We start from the raw sequence: 16,750 nt of genomic DNA, 5'->3' as shown, positions 1-16,750 counted from the left end.
GGCGGGCCGGTGAGGGCCTTCGGTGGGCCGGGGTCAGATCAGTCCGACCTGGGTGACGAACATGGCGAGCACGACGACCAGGGTCCAGCCGAGGACGTGCTCGAGGATCTTCGGGCCGTCGTCCTTGGGGCCGCCGGTGCGGGCGCGCGAGCCGGAGCGGGTGAAGAGGCGAGCGGAGTGGGTGGTGGCGGTCATGGCGACCACAGTGCCAGCGGAGGGCGGCCGGCGGTAGAGACGTTCCTCACGCCTCCGGGCCCGCCGCCCCTGCCTCAGCGGATGCCGACGGCGGCCAGGGCCTTGCGCTGGGCGGGTGTCGGGCGGTCGGGGAAGTAGAGGTAGCAGACGCCTCCTGTGCCGGAGACCACTTTCCCGCTCGCGTCGTAGCGCTTCGTGCGGAGCCAGATGTTCTCCCACTCGCGGCGCCGGTAGACCCGGCGCACGGCCTCGTTGTCGGCCGAGGCGGGGTCGTTGGCGATCACGTCGCCGTCCGCGGTGAAGCCGACGACGGTCATCAGATGGCCGGAGGTGCCGTAGCCCGCGCCGGTCAGCTCCTCCTTGCGGAAGGACTGGGAGGTGATGGCCGGGATGCCCGCGCGGATCAGCGTCTCCAGCTCCGTGAGCGAACGCAGGCGGGTCACGACGGCGTTCATGTCCGGGTAGGTAGCGGCGTAGGCGGCGTTGAAGGGCCAGTTGCCGCAGCCTTCGTACTGGTGGTCGAAGGTGTACCGCGCCGCGTGGCAGACCTGGGGGTCCGCGAAGGCCGGGTCCACCCAGGCCAGGTCCTCCGCGCTCGGCGCGCGGCCCCAGTACTCGATGACCATCTGCGAGGAGGTGGGGCTGCACCAGGCCTCGCCGCCGTTGTCGTACTCGGGGTACTGGCCGACGTGCGTGTTCTGCGAATAGCGCGGGACGACGAGCTCGTGGTCGAGTCCGGGCACCGACGGGGGGACGGTGAAGCGGTCGGGGATGTCGGACGCCATCGCGCCGAGCCGCCACACCGTCGGCGTGAGATCGGTGCCGGGCGTCCGGTGCAGGGTGACGCGGAGCTGGTACGCGGCCAGCCGCAGACCGCTCGTCGCGTCGTCGACGGAGAAGGTGTCGGTCCAGATCGAGCTTCGTCCGTCGCTCTGGCCGTCGACCGAGGTGCGCTTGATGTCGCCGTCCCCCGCCGCCCAGCGACCCATCACGAACCAGGGGGTGGCGCTCGCGTCGGTGTAGGTGCCGCGCAGGTCGATCTGGATCCAGGTGCCGGGCAGGGTGTCGGCGTTCCAGGAGGCGATGACCTCGGTCGCGGGGACGCTGGAGGTGTGGACCGGCGAGGTCCAGCTCGCGTACTCCCAGGTGGCGGTGGTGCCCGTGTGCGGGTCGGTGTGGTCGAGACGGCCGACGGGGGTGGCGATCACGAGTCCGGGCCGGTGGCCGGCGACGGCCCGGGTGCCGGCGGAGGTCCCGCAGCGCCAGTCGGTGTACGAGGTCCAGAAGCGGTTGTCGACGAGGCCGGGGGCGGCTTCGGCCGCCGGGGCGTACGCCACGTCGGGGGCCAGGGCGGTCGCCGGTGCGGCGGAGGCGGCGGTCGTACCGGCGGCGGCCGCGAGGGCCGCGGCGAGGACGGTTCTGCGCGGGGTGGAGCTGGTCATGGGCGGTGACCCCCAGTCGAGAACGGTGGAGACGAACGGACGGGGCTGCGGGTGGGCGCGCTGCGCCCGGTACGGGTGGCGCGCCGCACGGCGGGTGGGCTGGTGCGACGGGAGGGCTGGTGCGGTGCGACGCCGTGCCGGGCGTGGACCACTATCGCGGCTCGCGCCGCGCTTCTGCCAGCGATTCGGCCCGCGTCGCCGCAGCAATATTGGTCTCGTCCACTGGCGGCGCCACGCCCCTGACCTGCGACGGACGGCCTTCGCCTACGCTTGCCCCATGACCGGCCCCGATCATGCCGCCGACGCGCTGCGCAGCCTGCCGCCCTCCTGCGGGCCGGTGCGCCTGGTCGCTGTCGACGGTCACGCGGGCTCCGGCAAGTCCACCTTCGCCGCGCGCCTCGCCGCCCGACTGGTCGCGCCGGTCCTGCACCTCGACGACCTCGCCACGCACGAGGAGCTCTTCGCGTGGCCCGAGCGCTTGCGGGACCAGGTGATCGCGCCCCTCTCCCGGGGCGAGAGCGCGCTCTATCACCCGTACGACTGGACTCTGAGGGCCTTCGGTCCGCCGCGGGAGCTGCCGCCCGCTCCGGTCGTGCTCGTCGAGGGCGTCGGCGCCGGGCGGCGGGCGCTGCGCCCGTATCTCGCCGCGCTGCTCTGGATGGAACGGGGCCCGGAGGAGTCGTGGGCCCGCGGCCGGCACCGCGACGGACCGGCCCAGTCGGCCTTCTGGGACGGCTGGACGGTGGCGGAGACTCGCCATTTCGCCGAGGACCCTTCGCGGCCCTTCGCGGACACCCTGGTACGGGAGTGTCCAGAGGGGTACGAGTGGTTCCCAGGGCCTTCCGTGACAGCAGGCCCGAACCAGATCCTCACGGAACGTGACGGAGTTCGCCTCCGGAAATGAGCACCCGGAAGTCGACTTCCGCAAGTGCCTCAACTCACCTTGACCCAAGGGGCGTACAGGTCTTACGTTCTCAATGTGCGGCTTTTCGGAGCCGCCGCGGACACGAAGCCCCCGGTTGTTCCCCCGTGATCGGGGGCTTCGTTCTGCCCTGATCATCCCTTTCCCCGGCCCCCCGCCGACCCCTGATGCTCACCCAGGGTCACGGCTGCCGGATCATGCGCTTCTCCTTCGTCGCTCACCCTCTGCGCAGGTACGATGCCCTTCGGTGGGGTCATATCCCGTCCACGAGAAGGCGGTTCTGTACGGCTTCCGGCGGGCGCCCGCCCGCCGGGACAGCAACGGGGGCACGTTTTGTGGGGGACCCGATGGACATCGGCACGCAGGGCGGACAGGCCCCGGCCGAGCTCGCCTGGCTGCGGGGAGTCGACGCCTACACGATGGGCGCCTATCCGCAGGCGGAGGAAGAGTTCCGTACGGCGGTACGCGTCGATCCGGGCATGGCGGACGCCTGGCTCGGGCTGCACGCGCTGCGGGTGGACACCACCACCGCGCTGCTGCGGATGTACCGCAACCGCGACCGCTTCGGCGAACAGCGCGCCCGGCACCGCCGGACCCTGAACTCCTGGTACTGGCTGGGCTGGTGGGTGCAGCCCGTGCTCGAGAGCCCGCGCGATCTGCTGCTCGCGCACGCCTCGCACTGGCTGGACGGACGCCATGTGCCGGAACTGGACCGGGCGTTGGCCGGCCTGCCGCCGGTCGACACCGATCCGCAGGTCCGCTTCCTGCACGCCTGCCGGTCCTATCTCGTGAAGGACTGGGACCAGTTGGTCCGGCACACCGAGCCGCTGGTGAACGATCCCCTGCTCGGGATCGAGGCGGGACTCTTCGGCGGGATGGCCCGGGTCCGCCTGGAGATGTACGGGCAGGCGGAGCCGCTGCTCTCGGCCGCGCTGATGCGGTGCCGCAGCGAGCAGCCGCAGCGCAAGGAGCTGCGGTACTGGCTGGCCCGGGCCCACGAGGGCACCGGACGCAGCGCCGCCGCCCTGCCGCTCTACCGGGCGGTGCACCGGATCGACCCGGCGTTCATGGACACGGCCGCACGGCTGGCCGCGATCACCGAGTACGACGGGTTCGAGGGCCCGGACGACCCGGCGGGGCTCGCCTCGGTCACCCTCGGCGGGATCGGTCAGGACACCGCCGACGCCACCCAGGCCGATCCGGACGGAACGGCCGGCGACGGGCTGCGGCTGGGCACGGAACCCGCACCGCCGCCCGCCGCCACCGGACCGCCCCAGCCCCCTGAGGGGGTACGGCAGAAGGCGGCGATCCCGGTGCAGCCCGCGCCGCCGCGCTTCCCCGCCAGCTCCACCGACCCGGCCCTGCTGGCCGAGGCGCTCGCCGAACTGGAGCGCATGGTCGGGATGGAGCCGGTGAAGCGGCAGGTCAAGGCGTTGTCGGCGCAGTTGGAGATGGCCCGGCTGCGGGCCGGACAGGGTCTGCCCGTCCAGCCGCCGAAACGTCACTTTGTCTTCTCCGGTCCCTCCGGCACCGGGAAGACCACCGTCGCCCGGATCCTCGGGCGGGTCTTCTACGCCCTCGGACTGCTCGGCGGCGACCACCTCGTGGAGGCGCAACGGGCCGATCTGGTCGGGGAGTTCCTCGGGCAGACCGCGGTCAAGGCGAACGAGCTGATCGACTCGGCGATGGGCGGGGTCCTCTTCGTGGACGAGGCGTACTCCCTCTCCAACACGGGCTACAGCAAGGGAGACGCGTACGGGGACGAGGCGCTTCAGGTGCTCCTCAAGCGCGCGGAGGACAACCGGGACCACCTGGTGGTGATCCTGGCCGGCTACCCCGAGGGCATGGACCGGCTGCTCGCCACCAACCCCGGGCTGTCCTCCCGTTTCACCACCCGGGTCGACTTCCCTTCGTACCGCCCGCTCGAACTGACGGCGATCGGCGAGGTGCTGGCGGCGGCGAACGGGGACTGCTGGGACGAGGAGGCCCGCGACGAGCTGCGCTCGATCAGCGGCCATGTCGTCGAGCAGGGCTGGATCGACGAGCTCGGCAACGGCCGCTTCCTGCGGACGCTGTACGAGAAGTCCTGCGCCTACCGGGACCTGCGGCTCTCCGGCTACCCGGGCACCCCCACGCGCGAGGATCTGGCCACGTTACGCCTCGCCGACCTGATGCAGGCCTACGGCGAGGTCCTCTCGGGCCGCGGCCCGACGCACCGGGGCCCGCAGGAGCCACCGGGGCTGTGACCCCGCGGCGGCCCGTCCGGCCGAAGCACCTCCCCGGCGGGCCCGCCATAAGCCCGCGAGGGCCCGGGCCGACTGCTCCGGGCCCTCGTCAGCCGCGAGGGCCCAAACCGGCCGTTCCCGGGCCCTCGTCAGCCGCGAGGGTCCGGACCGGCCGTTCCCGGCCCCTGTCAGCCCGCGAGAGCCTGGGCCGACTGTTCGGGGCGCTGTTCGCCCAAGGGGACGGCGGTGGGCGGCGCGGCGCGGTGCGCCGGGTCGCGGACCTCGCCGACCAGCATCTCCAGGACGTCCTCCAGCGCGACGAGACCGAGGACGCGCCCCGATCCGTCCGCGACCTGCGCGAGGTGGGTGGCCGCGCGGCGCATCACGGTGAGGGCGTCGTCGAGCGGCAGCTCGGAGCGGACGGTCGCCATGGGGCGCCAGATGTGCTGCGGCACGGCCCGCTCCCGTTCCTCCAGATCGAGGACGTCCTTGACGTGCACGAAGCCCATGAACGTGCCGCCGGGCCCCTCGGCGCACACCGGGAAGCGTGAGTAGCCGGTGCGCACGGTCAGCTCCTCGATCTCCCGAGGGGTGACGGCCGGGGTGACCGTCACCAGCGCGGCCGAGGCGATGAGGACGTCCGTCACCGGGCGGCTGCCCAGTTCGAGGGCGTCCTCCAGGCGCTCCTGCTCGGCCGGGTCGAGCAGTCCGGCCTGGCCCGCGTCCTCGACCAGCCGGCCGAGCTGCGCCCGGGTGAAGACGGCCTCCACCTCGTCCTTCGGTTCGACGTCGAAGGCCCGCAGCACCAGCCGGGCACAGGCGCCGAGCGCCCGGGTCACCGGCCGGCAGAGCCGGGCGAAGGCGACCAGTCCGGGGCCGAGCCACAGGGCGGTCCGCTCGGGCGCCGCCATCGCGAGGTTCTTCGGGACCATCTCGCCGATGACGAGGTGCAGGAAGACGACCGCGGCGAGCGCCACGACGTACCCCAGCGGATGGATCAGCCCCTCCGGCACCCGCACGGCGTGGAAGACCGGTTCGAGGAGGCGCGCCACGGTCGGCTCGGCCACCGCGCCGAGGGTCAGCGAGCAGACGGTGATGCCGAACTGCGCGGCCGCCATCATCTGCGGCAGGTTCTCCAGGCCGTACAGGACCTTGCGCGCCCGCTTGCCGGCGAGCGGCTCGATCTGGCTGCGGCGTACGGAGACGAGGGCGAACTCGGCGCCGACGAAGAAGCCGTTGGCCACCACGAGAAGGAGGGCGAACAGCAGTTGGAGCAGGCTCATCGGACGGCCTCCGGCACCAGCGGCAGTTCCGCGACCCGTACGATCCGTACGCGTTCGGCGCGGAAGCGGTCCACCTGGCGCACCGACAGCCGCCAGCCCGGGAGCTCGGCCCGGTCCCCGGGGACGGGGATGCGGCCGAGGAGATCGGCGACGAGCCCGGCGACCGTCTCGTACGGCCCGTCGGGCACGTCGAGGCCTATCCGGTGCAGGGTGTGGACGCGGCAGGAGCCGTCGGCCTCCCAGGCGGGGTTGCCGTCCTCGGCGGGGGCGGCCGCCAGTTCGGGCCGCTCGTCGGCGGCGGTGTCGTGCTCGTCGCGGACCTCGCCGACGAGCTCCTCCACGATGTCCTCCAGGGTGACGACCCCGGCCGTGCCGCCGTACTCGTCGACGACGACGGCGATGGGCTGCTCGCGGCGCAGCCGCTCCAGCAGAGCCTGGACCGGCAGGGTCTCGGGGACGAGCAGCGGCGGGACGGCGATACGGCCGACCGGGGTGCGCAGCCGCTCGTGCGGCGGAACCGCGAGCGCGTCCTTGAGGTGGGCCATGCCGACGATCTCGTCGATGCGTTCGCGGTAGACCGGGAAGCGGGAGAGCCCGGTGGCGCGGGTCAGGTTGAGCACGTCGGCCGCCGTGGCGTCCGACTGGAGCGCGCTCATCCGCACCCGCGGGGTCATGACCTGCTCGGCCGTGAGCGCGCCCAGGGACAGCGTCCGTACGAAGAGGTCGGCGGTGTCCTGTTCCAGCGTGCCCGCCCGGGCGGAGTGGCGGGCCAGCGAGACCAGCTCGCCGGGGGTACGGACGGAGTCGAGCTCGTCGGTGGGCTCGACGCCCAGGAGCCGGACGAGCCGGTTGGCGACCCTGTTCAGCAGGGCGATCACCGGCCGGAAGACGGACGAGAAGAGGTGCTGGGGGCCGGCCACGAACCGCGCCACCTGGAGCGGCCGGGAGACGGCCCAGTTCTTGGGGACGAGCTCGCCGATCACCATCTGGACGGCGGAGGCGAGCAGCATCCCGATGACAACCGAGACGCCGGGGACGGCGCCCTCGGGCAGGCCGGTCGCGGTGAGGGGCCCGTCGAGGAGCTGGGCGAGGGCGGGCTCGGCGAGCATGCCGACCACGAGGGAGGTGATCGTGATGCCGAGCTGGGTGCCGGAGAGCTGGAAGGACAGCTCACCGAGCGCGGTGACGACAGTGCGGGCGCGCCGGTCGCCGGCGGCCGCGGCCTGTTCGGCGTCGGGTCGTTCCACGGTGACGAGGCCGAACTCGGCCGCCACGAAGAAGCCGTTGGCAAGGATCAGGAGGAAGGCCGCGGCGAGCAGCAGAAGCGGGATGATCATGCCGCCGCCTCCGTGGAGGGGGCGGCGCGGGTACTACCGGACGATCCGTCCATTGCTGGAGGGAGTCACTCCTCGGGTCGCAGGGTGGCCCCGCGGGCCGCGGCGGCGGCCCTGCACGTGCGAGGCGGTGGTGCGCTCGGCACCACCGCCTCCAGAGTAATCACGCCGGGCCCGCCGGGGGCAGGGGGTCGGCCCCGTATGGGGGACTCAGTCCGCTTCCGTCCCGGTGCCGCGGCTCTCGGCCAGGGCCCGCAGGGCGCGGGCGTCACGGATGGCCTGCTGCTTGGCGATGCCGGGCTGGATGCCGAGCGCGGGCATGCTCGTGCCGTCGCTCAGGTCCAGGAAGACCCAGGGGTCGCCGGGGCGCAGGTTGACCCGCAGGATCTCGGCCCACGCGAGCCGCCGGGTCCGGGTGATGTTGACGACGGTGACACCGCTGTCGTCGGCGACGACCTTGGGGCGGCTGAGCAGCGCCAGCACCCCGAGGAAGAGGGCGGCCGTGAAGATGAAGCTGGCCCGCTCCCCCGGTCCGAGCTTCTCCAGCATCAGCGCGACGGCGGTGATGACGGCGAACATGACCGTCCCGATCGTCAGCAGGACCGCTCGGGTGCGGCCCGGCCGGAAGGTGACCGGAAGCGTGGGCAGGGGTGGCTGGGACATCGTCGCGTCGTTCCTTCGTGCCTGCGGGAGGGTCAGAGGCGGCAGGCGTGGATGGCCGTCGTCAGGATGGCGCGGGCACCCAGCTCGTACAGATCGTCCATGATCCGCTGCGCGTCCTTGGCCGGGACCATGGCCCGCACCGCGACCCAGCCCTCGTTGTGCAGGGGCGAGATCGTGGGCGACTCCAGGCCCGGGGTGAGGGCGACGGCCTGCTCCAGGTGCTCGGCGCGGCAGTCGTAGTCCATCATCACGTACGAGCGGGCGACCAGGACGCCCTGGAGGCGGCGCAGGAACGTCTGGACCCCGGCGTCCTCGGTGGTGGCGCCGGCCCGCCGGACGACGACGGCCTCGGACTTGAGGATCGGCTCGCCGATGACCTCCAGGCCCGCGTTGCGCAGGCTGGTGCCGGTCTCGACGACGTCGGCGATGATCTGGGCGACACCGAGCTGGATGGCGGTCTCGACGGCGCCGTCGAGGTGGACGACGGAGGCGTCGATCCCCTGGTCGGCGAGGTGCTTGGCGACGATGCCCTCGTAGGAGGTGGCGATCGTCATCCCGTGGAAGTCCTCGGGGCCGTTCGCCGTGCCGGGCCGGGTGGCGTAGCGGAAGGTCGACCGGCCGAAGTTCAGCGGGAGGATCTCCTCGGCGCTGGCCCCGGAGTCCAGCAGCAGGTCACGGCCGGTGATGCCGATGTCGAGCTTGCCGGAGGCCACGTAGATCGCGATGTCCTTGGGCCGGAGGTAGAAGAACTCGACCTCGTTCTCGGGGTCGATGACCACGAGCTCCTTGGACTCCTTGCGCTGGCGGTAGCCGGCCTCATGGAGCATCGCCGACGCAGGTCCGGACAGTGAACCCTTGTTGGGGACGGCGATGCGCAGCATGGGGCTTCGTTTCCTTTGCCTGAGAGTGTGGGGAGGGTGTGAGTGTGCGCTCAGAGGTGGGCGTAGACGTCGTCGAGCGAGATCCCGCGGGCGACCATCATCACCTGGACGTGGTACAGCAGCTGCGAGATCTCCTCGGCTGCGGCTTCCTTGCCCTCGTACTCGGCGGCCATCCAGACCTCGGCGGCCTCTTCGACGACCTTCTTGCCGATGGCATGGACGCCCTTGTCCACCAGTTCCGCGGTGCGGGAGGTGGTGGGGTCGCCGTTCTCGGCCTTGAGCTTGAGCTCGGCGAAGAGCTCTTCGAAGCTTTTACGGGTTCCGTTCGCCATGATGGTCCTAAGAGTACGGGGTGCGAAGAGAGGGGCGCGCAGCGCCTCGAACGAGGGCGACGGGCGGTCCTGGGCCGGGTCCGGAAAGTAGCCGCCGTCTGCCCGCAGGGCAGGGTCCGCGGCGTCCGGTGCGTGCGCTCGCAAGGCGGAGGGTCGTCCTCGTACGGGGTGTACTCGGGCGATCCGACATCGCAGCGAGGGCGCGTGCCAGGCGTCGTGGGGCAGGCGGGACTTCCCGGACACGGCCTAGCGCCAGGGTTCGCTGACCGTGCGCAGCGTCGTCGCGGTGGCGACGGCGGCGGTGACGGCCTCGTGGCCCTTGTCCTCGCGGGAGCCCTCGAGGCCGGCCCGGTCGAGGGCCTGCTCCTCGTCGTCCACGGTCAGGACGCCGAAACCGATGGGTACGCCGGTGTCGATCGAGACCTGGGTGAGGCCGTGGGTGACGCCCTGGCACACGTACTCGAAGTGCGGGGTTCCGCCGCGGATGACGACGCCGAGGGCCACGACGGCATCGTAGCCGCGACCGGCGAGCACCTTCGCCACCACGGGCAGCTCGAAGCTGCCGGGGACGCGCAGCAGCGTCGGCTCGTCGATGCCGAGCTCGTGCAGGGCCCGCAGCGCGCCGTTCACGAGTCCGTCCATGATCTTCTCGTGCCACTGCGCCGCGACGACCGCGACGCGGAGGTCGCCGCAGTTCTTCACGCTGAGGACGGGTGCGCCCTTGCCGCTCATGTCTCTCCTTGCTCGAACGTTCGGTGGACTACTGGTTTCCGCAGGTGGACGCGGTGCTCGCGTCCAGCCAGGGCAGGTCGTGCCCCATCCGGTCCCGCTTGGTGCGCAGGTAGCGGAGGTTGTGCTCGCCCGCCTGGACCGGCATGGGCTCGCGGCCCTCGACCGTCAGGCCGTACCGGGTGAGGGCGGCGATCTTCTCGGGGTTGTTGGTCATCAGCCGCAGGCTGCGGACACCGAGGTCGACGAGGATCTGCGCGCCGGCCGCGTAGTCGCGGGCGTCGGCGGGCAGGCCCAGTTCCAGGTTGGCGTCGAGGGTGTCGCGGCCGCGCTCCTGGAGCTCGTACGCGCGCAGCTTGGACAGCAGGCCGATGCCGCGTCCCTCGTGGCCGCGCAGGTAGACGACGACGCCGCGGCCGGCCTCGGTGACGCGGTCCATGGACGCCTGCAGCTGAGGGCCGCAGTCGCAGCGCAGCGAGTGGAAGATGTCCCCGGTCAGGCACTCGGAGTGGACCCGGACCAGGACGTCCTCGCCGTCGCCGATCTCCCCGTGCACCAGGGCGACGTGCTCGACGCCGTCGACGATGGAGCGGTAGCCGTACGCGGTGAACTCACCGTGCGCGGTGGGCAGCTGGACCTCGGCCTCGCGGCGGACCGTCGGCTCGGCGGAGCGGCGGTAGGCGACGAGGTCCTCGATCGAGATGATCGTGAGGCCGTGCTTCCGGGCGAACGGAACCAGCTCGGGCAGCCGCAGCATCACGCCGTCCTCGCCGGCGATCTCGACGATCGCGCCGGCCGGGCGCAGACCCGCGAGGCGGGCGAGGTCGACCGCGGCCTCGGTGTGGCCGTTGCGGACCAGGACGCCGCCGGCCTTGGCGCGCAGCGGGAAGATGTGGCCGGGGCGGACGAAGTCGGAGGGCTCGTGCTGCCCGCTGGCGAGCATCCGCAGGGTGGTGGCGCGGTCGGCGGCGGAGATGCCGGTGGTGACGCCGTGGGCCGGGGCCGCGTCGACGGAGACGGTGAAGGCCGTCCGCATCGACTCGGTGTTGTGCTCGACCATCTGCGGGAGCTGGAGGCGCTCCAGTTCGTCGCTCTCCATGGGGGCGCAGATCAGGCCGCGGCACTCGCTCATCATGAAGGCGACGACCTCGGGGGTGGCCATCTCGGCGGCGATGACGAGGTCGCCCTCGTTCTCCCGGTCCTCGTCGTCGACGACGACGACGGGGCGGCCGGCGGCGATGTCGCGGATGGCCTGCTCGACGGGGTCGAGGGAGAGGTCGGTGACCTCCCAGATCGGAAGCGCGCTCATGCTGCATCCCTTTCGTGAGCTTCTCCGCCCGCGCGGCGCGGAGGTGCGGGCATGACTGTCGACTGCGGCCCGGCGGCCGCGCACGCGTCGCTCACGACATGGCTCCTTCCAGAGGGGAGTCGGTACGCGTCCGGAGCCACCAGTCGCGCATGCCCCAGATGACGAGGGCGAAGTAGATCACGTAGACCAGGCCGGAGAAGGCCAGGCCGCTGTTGAAGGCCAGGGGGACGCCGACCAGGTCGACGAGGAGCCAGGCGAACCAGAACTCGACCAGGCCGCGGGCCTGCGCGACCATCGCGACGAGCGTGCCGACGAAGATGTAGGCGTCGGCCCAGGGACTCCAGGAGAGCGAGGGGTAGAGGGTGAAGAGGCCGCCGACCGCGAGGGTGCCGAGGACGGCGCCGGCGAGGAGCAGGCCCCGCTCCTTCCAGGTGGCGAAGCGGACGGCGATGGAGCCGTCCTGTGCCTGCTGCCTGCCGCGGTTCCACTGCCACCAGCCCCAGGCGGCGACGCCGATGACCAGGAGCTGCTTGCCGACGCCGCCGCTGAGGTGGGCGGAGGCGTAGGCGCCGACGAGGATGACGCCGGAGAGCAGCTGCGCGGGCCAGGTGAGTATGGAACGCCGCCAGCCGAGCGCGAGGGCGATCAGACCGATCGTGTTGCCGATCATGTCGGACCACATGATGTGCTGGCCGAAGGCGGTGAACGCTTCGGAGTTGAGCCAGCTCACTTGCCGTTCTCCTTCGGCGTGGGGCCGAGCAGCCGCTCGACGTACTTGGCGATGACGTCGACCTCGAGGTTGACCGGGTCGCCGCTCTGCTTGATGCCGAGGGTGGTCAGCGCGAGGGTGGTGGGGATGAGGCTGATGGTGAACCAGTCGTCGGCGGCCTCGACGACGGTGAGGCTGACGCCGTCGACCGTGATCGAGCCCTTCTCGACGACGTAGCGCGAGAGGTGCGCCGGCAGGGCGACCTTGACGATCTCCCAGTTCTCGGAGGGGGTCCGGTCCAGGATCGTGCCCGTGCCGTCCACGTGGCCCTGGACGATGTGTCCGCCGAGGCGGTCACCGACGGCCATGGGGCGCTCCAGGTTGACCCGGGAGCCGGGCTCGAGCGCTCCGAGGGAGGACCGCTTGAGGGTCTCCTCCATCACGTCGGCGGTGAACTCGCCGTCACCGAACTCCACGACCGTGAGACAGACGCCGTTGACGGCGATGGAGTCGCCGTGCTTGGCGCCCTCCGTGACCAGTGGGCCGCGCAGGCGGAAGCGGGAGGCGTCGGCCAGCTTCTCGACGGCGGTGACCTCGCCCAGTTCTTCGACGATTCCGGTGAACACGGTCAGGCTCCCTTGAGGGTCGCGGTGATGCGGAGATCGGGTCCGATGCGCACGGTCTCGGTGACGTCGAGCCGCAACGCTTCGGTGAGGGTGGTGATTCCGGCGTCGGCGAGGGCGTTCGGGCCGGCGCCGAGGAGGACGGGGGCGAGGTAGCCAACGACCTGGTCGACGGCTCCCGCGGCGAGGAAGGCGGCCGCGAGGGTGGGGCCGCCTTCGAGGAGGACGGAACGGACGCCCTGCTGGTGGAGCGCCGCGAGGAGTTCGGGGATGTCGAGGCCACCGCCGGGTGCGCGGGAGAGGCGCCAGGTCTCGGGGAAGTGCGTGGTCTCCTCCGGGAGCAGGTCCTCGGCCACGGCGATCACGGTGCGGGCGGCGTCGTCGAGGACCCGGGCGCCGGGCTTCACCGCGCTCGCCTCGGTGTCGACGACGACCCTCATGGGCTGGACGGCCTCTTCGACGCCCCGTACCGCCAGGTGGGGGTCGTCGGCGCGGGCCGTGCCCGATCCGACGACGACGGCGTCGGCCTCGGCGCGCAGCCGGTGGACGTCGGCGCGGGACTCGGCGGAGGAGATCCAGCGGGAGGTGCCGTCGGCGGCGGCGATCCGGCCGTCGAGGGTGGCGGCGTACTTCCACCGGACGAAGGGGCGGCCGAGGCGTACGGAGGTGAGCCAGGCGATGTTGCCGGCCTCGGCCTCCTCGGCCAGGAGGCCGGGGACGACCTCGACGCCGGCCGCGCGCAGGGTGGCGGCACCGCCCGTGGCCTGCGGGTTCGGGTCGCCGACCGCGTACACGACTCGGCTGATCCCGGCCTCCACGAGCGCCTGGGCGCAGGGGCCGGTGCGGCCCGTGTGGTTGCAGGGTTCGAGGGTGACGTAGGCGGTGCCGCCGCGGGCGAGGACGCCGGCCGCGCGCAGGGCGTGGATCTCGGCGTGCGGTCCGCCGGCGCGCTGGTGGTAGCCCTCGCCGACCTGGTGTCCGGAGGCGTCGAGGACGACGCAGCCGACGACCGGGTTGGGGCTGGTGGAGCCGAGGCCACGGGCGGCGAGCGCGATGGCGCGTCGCATGGCGGTGATGTCGGTCGGCTCTGCCACCGGGTCCTCCTGCCTCTTCGGGCACGGACTCCGGGGCCTGTCGATGACGACAGAGAGCGGGTACGACGCTACGCACGGGGATGCCGAGGCCGCACTCACCGGTCGCCGACGAGGGCGACCAGCGGCGATACGGCCGAAGCGTCCCCTTGAAGGGTCGCCCGCCGCGCACTGCCTCCCATCCGGACTTTCACCGTCGGTCCAGGAATCTCACCTGGTCAACCGGCCGCTGGATGCGGACGGGTCGCGGACTATACCGCCGGTTCGGAATTACACCGACCCCGGAGTGCGCTGCTGCTGATACAGGGCCAGTGTGCCACGGCAGCCGGTCGGCCATGCGGGTGAGGACCTGTGGGCTGGCTCACAAGCCCCTCGGATCCCCCTCTTTGGTCCAGACCTATTGACGCACTGGTCTAGTCCTCTTAATCTCCGTGTCACCTCCGAGGTACGGCCCGCCGGTGTGCGCACTCCACGGGCCCAACACGACCCACCCCCTTGTTCGTTGTGTTCGGCCCGACCTCTCAGGAGGAATCCGATCGTGTTGTCCCCCACCAAGGCGAGAGCCTCGCTGCTCGCGTCCGGCGCGGCCGTCGCCGGGCTGCTGCTCAGCTCGCTCTCCGTCGGCGTCTCCCACGCGGCCGACAACGAAGGCTGTCGCCCGGACGGGCTGTACAAGACGCCCGGCGTCGATGTGCCGTACTGCTCGGTCTACGACACCGAGGGCCGCGAGAAGATGGGCGCGGACCACCAGCGCCGGGTCATCGGCTACTTCACCGGCTGGCGCACCGGCAAGAACGGCGAGCCCGCCTACCTCGCCAACAACATCCCGTGGGACAAGATCACCCACATCAACTACGCCTTCGGGCACATCGGTTCCGACAACAGGCTGTCCGTCGGCACGGACGGGCCGAACAACGCGGCCACCGGGATGACCTGGCCCGGTGTCGCGGGCGCCGAGATGGACCCGGCGTACCCCTACAAGGGCCACTTCAACCTGCTCAACAAGTTCAAGAAGCAGCACCCGGACGTCAAGACGCTGATCTCCGTCGGCGGCTGGGCCGAGACCGGCGGCTACTTCGACGACAACGGAACCCGCGTGAACTCCGGCGGCTTCTACTCGATGGCCACCAACGCCGACGGTTCGGTCAACCAGGCCGGGATCGACACGTTCGCGGACTCGGCCGTCGCCTTCATCAAGAAGTACGGCTTCAACGGCGTCGACATCGACTACGAGTACCCGACGACGATGAAGGACGCCGGCAACCCGCTCGACTGGCAGCTCTCCAACGCCCGCCGCGCGGGTCTGGTCAAGGGCTACGACGCGCTGATGAAGTCCCTGCGCGAGAAGCTGGACCGGGCCGGCGCCGCCGACGGCAAGCACTACCTGCTGACCGTCGCCGCGCCCTCCTCGGGCTACCTGCTGCGCGGCATGGAGACGTACCAGAGCCAGAAGTACCTGGACTACGTCAACATCATGTCGTACGACCTGCACGGCGCCTGGAACGAGTACGTCGGCCCCAACGCCTCGCTGTTCGACGACGGCAAGGACGCCGAGCTGGCCGCCGCGAACGTCTACGGCTCCTCGCAGTACGGCGGCATCGGTTACCTCAACACGGACTGGGCGTACCACTACTTCCGCGGCTCCATGCCGGCCGGCCGGATCAACATCGGCCTGCCGTACTACACGCGCGGCCACAAGAACGTGCAGGGCGGGACCGACGGCCTGTGGGGCAAGGCGGCGGCGACCAGCTGTCCGGCGGGCGCGGGCCTGACCAAGTGCGGTGACGGCGCCGTCGGCATCGACAACCTGTGGCACGACAAGGACACCAACGGCGTCGAGTCCCCGGCCGGCTCGAACCCGATGTGGCACGCCAAGAACCTCGAGAAGGGGATCGTCGGCGACTACGTCACGCGGTACGGCTTCCCGGCGAACACCACGCTGACCGGCACCTACGCCCGCAAGTACGACTCGACCCTGGTCGCGCCGTGGCTGTGGAACGCGCAGAAGAAGGTCTTCCTGTCGACGGAGGACGAGCAGTCGGTGGCCGCGAAGGCCGACTACGTCGTCAGCAGGGGCATCGGCGGCACGATGGTCTGGGAGATGGCCGGCGACTACGCCTGGAACGCCGGCAAGGGCCAGTACGAGATGGGCTCCACCCTCACCTCGCTGATGTACGACAAGTTCAAGGCGGCCGCTCCCTACGGCGCGAAGAAGTCGAACGCGACGCTGCCGACGAAGGCCGTGAACGTCGGCGTCGAGTTCACCGACTTCAAGCTGGGCGACTCGAACTACCCGATCACCCCGAAGATCAGGATCACCAACAACACGGCCACCGCGCTGCCCGGTGGCACGGAGTTCCAGTTCGACTACGCGACGGCGGCTCCGGGCAACGCCTCGGACCAGTCCGGCTTCGGCACGAAGGTGATCAGCAGCGACCACACCGGCAGCAACGTGGGCGGGCTGAAGGGCGACTTCCACCGGGTGTCGCTGAAGCTGCCGGCCTGGCAGTCGCTGGCCCCGGGCGCGACCGTGGACCTGGCGTTCAACTACTACCTGCCCGTCTCCACACCGTCGAACTGGACGGTGAACATCAGCGGGACGACGTACGCGCTCGCCGGTGACCTGGCGCGCGGGACGACGGTGGTGGAGCCGGGCGGCTCGACGCCGACGCCGACCCCGACCCCGACGGGTCCGACCCCGACGCCCACGCCGACCGGGCCGACGCCGACGCCGACCGGCGGCACCTGCGCCGCCCCGGCGTACGTGGCCGGCGCGATCTACAACGCGGGCAACGAGGTCTCCCACAAGGGCCGCACCTGGAAGGCCCAGTGGTGGACCCAGAACGAGGAGCCGGGCACGACCGGCCAGTGGGGCGTCTGGAAGGACCTCGGCGCCTGCTGACATCCGGCTCCCCGCACAACGCCCGGCGGCGGAACTCACGGCCCTTGCCGCCGCCGGGTCCTCCCACGCCGCCGCCGCGACCCGCCCGTGCGGGTCGCGGCGGCGGTCCT

Annotated in this window: 15 protein-coding genes and 1 riboswitch; of the genes, 3 read left to right on the top strand and 12 right to left on the bottom strand. The window is 71.7% G+C overall.

What is annotated here, in order from left to right; all coding sequences use genetic code 11:
• Positions 1–33: 33 nt before the first annotated feature.
• On the bottom strand, positions 34–195 hold the full coding sequence (locus ACZ4VW_RS27795; RefSeq protein WP_467967021.1) for an SCO1431 family membrane protein: 162 nt from the start codon (positions 193–195) through the stop codon (positions 34–36).
• Positions 196–269: 74 nt separating this feature from the next.
• A complete protein-coding gene (locus ACZ4VW_RS27790; RefSeq protein WP_467967019.1) occupies positions 270–1,637 on the bottom strand; it encodes a peptidase C39 family protein in 1,368 nt (455 codons plus the stop codon).
• A gap of 277 nt (positions 1,638–1,914) precedes the next feature.
• On the opposite strand from ACZ4VW_RS27790, the gene ACZ4VW_RS27785 reads away from it, so the two are divergent.
• Both ACZ4VW_RS27785 and ACZ4VW_RS27780 read left to right on the top strand, forming a co-directional pair.
• On the top strand, positions 1,915–2,541 hold the full coding sequence (locus ACZ4VW_RS27785) for a uridine kinase family protein (RefSeq protein ID WP_467967017.1): 627 nt from the start codon (positions 1,915–1,917) through the stop codon (positions 2,539–2,541).
• Positions 2,542–2,906: 365 nt separating this feature from the next.
• The gene (locus ACZ4VW_RS27780) at positions 2,907–4,805 is read left to right on the top strand and encodes an AAA family ATPase (RefSeq protein ID WP_467967015.1); all 1,899 of its coding nucleotides are present in this window, start codon (positions 2,907–2,909) and stop codon (positions 4,803–4,805) included.
• 167 nt (positions 4,806–4,972) lie between these two features.
• Here the strand turns inward: ACZ4VW_RS27780 and ACZ4VW_RS27775 are convergent, their stop codons facing one another.
• From ACZ4VW_RS27775 to ribD, 10 genes are all read right to left on the bottom strand, one after another.
• Positions 4,973–6,067: a hemolysin family protein gene (locus ACZ4VW_RS27775; protein WP_467967013.1), complete on the bottom strand. Its 1,095-nt coding sequence runs from the start codon at positions 6,065–6,067 to the stop codon at positions 4,973–4,975.
• A complete protein-coding gene (locus tag ACZ4VW_RS27770; RefSeq protein ID WP_467967011.1) occupies positions 6,064–7,404 on the bottom strand; it encodes a hemolysin family protein in 1,341 nt (446 codons plus the stop codon). The genes ACZ4VW_RS27775 and ACZ4VW_RS27770 overlap by 4 nt, the downstream gene beginning before the upstream one ends.
• A 207-nt stretch (positions 7,405–7,611) precedes the next feature.
• A complete protein-coding gene (locus tag ACZ4VW_RS27765) occupies positions 7,612–8,064 on the bottom strand; it encodes a PH domain-containing protein (RefSeq protein ID WP_467967009.1) in 453 nt (150 codons plus the stop codon).
• 32 nt (positions 8,065–8,096) lie between these two features.
• Positions 8,097–8,945: an ATP phosphoribosyltransferase gene (hisG, locus tag ACZ4VW_RS27760; RefSeq protein ID WP_467967007.1), complete on the bottom strand. Its 849-nt coding sequence runs from the start codon at positions 8,943–8,945 to the stop codon at positions 8,097–8,099.
• A gap of 50 nt (positions 8,946–8,995) precedes the next feature.
• Positions 8,996–9,277, bottom strand: coding sequence for a phosphoribosyl-ATP diphosphatase (locus ACZ4VW_RS27755; protein ID WP_467967005.1), 282 nt, complete (start codon positions 9,275–9,277; stop codon positions 8,996–8,998).
• 246 nt (positions 9,278–9,523) lie between these two features.
• A complete protein-coding gene (ribH, locus tag ACZ4VW_RS27750; RefSeq protein ID WP_355111688.1) occupies positions 9,524–10,009 on the bottom strand; it encodes a 6,7-dimethyl-8-ribityllumazine synthase in 486 nt (161 codons plus the stop codon).
• A gap of 28 nt (positions 10,010–10,037) precedes the next feature.
• Positions 10,038–11,315 carry a bifunctional 3,4-dihydroxy-2-butanone-4-phosphate synthase/GTP cyclohydrolase II gene (locus ACZ4VW_RS27745; protein WP_467967003.1) on the bottom strand — a complete coding sequence of 426 codons (1,278 nt, stop codon included), beginning with the start codon at positions 11,313–11,315 and terminating at the stop codon, positions 10,038–10,040.
• A 91-nt stretch (positions 11,316–11,406) separates the two neighbouring features.
• Positions 11,407–11,997, bottom strand: a complete 591-nt coding sequence (locus ACZ4VW_RS27740) for a nicotinamide mononucleotide transporter family protein (RefSeq protein WP_467967088.1) — start codon at positions 11,995–11,997, stop codon at positions 11,407–11,409.
• A 44-nt stretch (positions 11,998–12,041) separates the two neighbouring features.
• Positions 12,042–12,650, bottom strand: coding sequence for a riboflavin synthase (locus ACZ4VW_RS27735; protein ID WP_467967001.1), 609 nt, complete (start codon positions 12,648–12,650; stop codon positions 12,042–12,044).
• Positions 12,651–12,652: 2 nt separating this feature from the next.
• Positions 12,653–13,714 (bottom strand): bifunctional diaminohydroxyphosphoribosylaminopyrimidine deaminase/5-amino-6-(5-phosphoribosylamino)uracil reductase RibD, encoded by a 1,062-nt coding sequence (gene ribD / locus ACZ4VW_RS27730; RefSeq protein WP_467967086.1) that lies wholly within the window; start codon positions 13,712–13,714, stop codon positions 12,653–12,655.
• A gap of 188 nt (positions 13,715–13,902) precedes the next feature.
• Positions 13,903–14,032, bottom strand: a riboswitch (FMN riboswitch).
• Positions 14,033–14,276: 244 nt separating this feature from the next.
• Between ribD and ACZ4VW_RS27725 the strand changes: the two genes are divergently transcribed.
• Complete coding sequence (locus ACZ4VW_RS27725; RefSeq protein WP_467966999.1) at positions 14,277–16,640, top strand: chitinase C-terminal domain-containing protein; 2,364 nt, start codon at positions 14,277–14,279, stop codon at positions 16,638–16,640.
• Positions 16,641–16,750 lie beyond the last annotated feature (110 nt).

It is taken from the genome of Streptomyces sp. NPDC029139, assembly GCF_055564335.1.
Note: the sequence above shows the minus strand (reverse complement) of the source record. Positions and strands in the feature narration are given on the sequence as shown.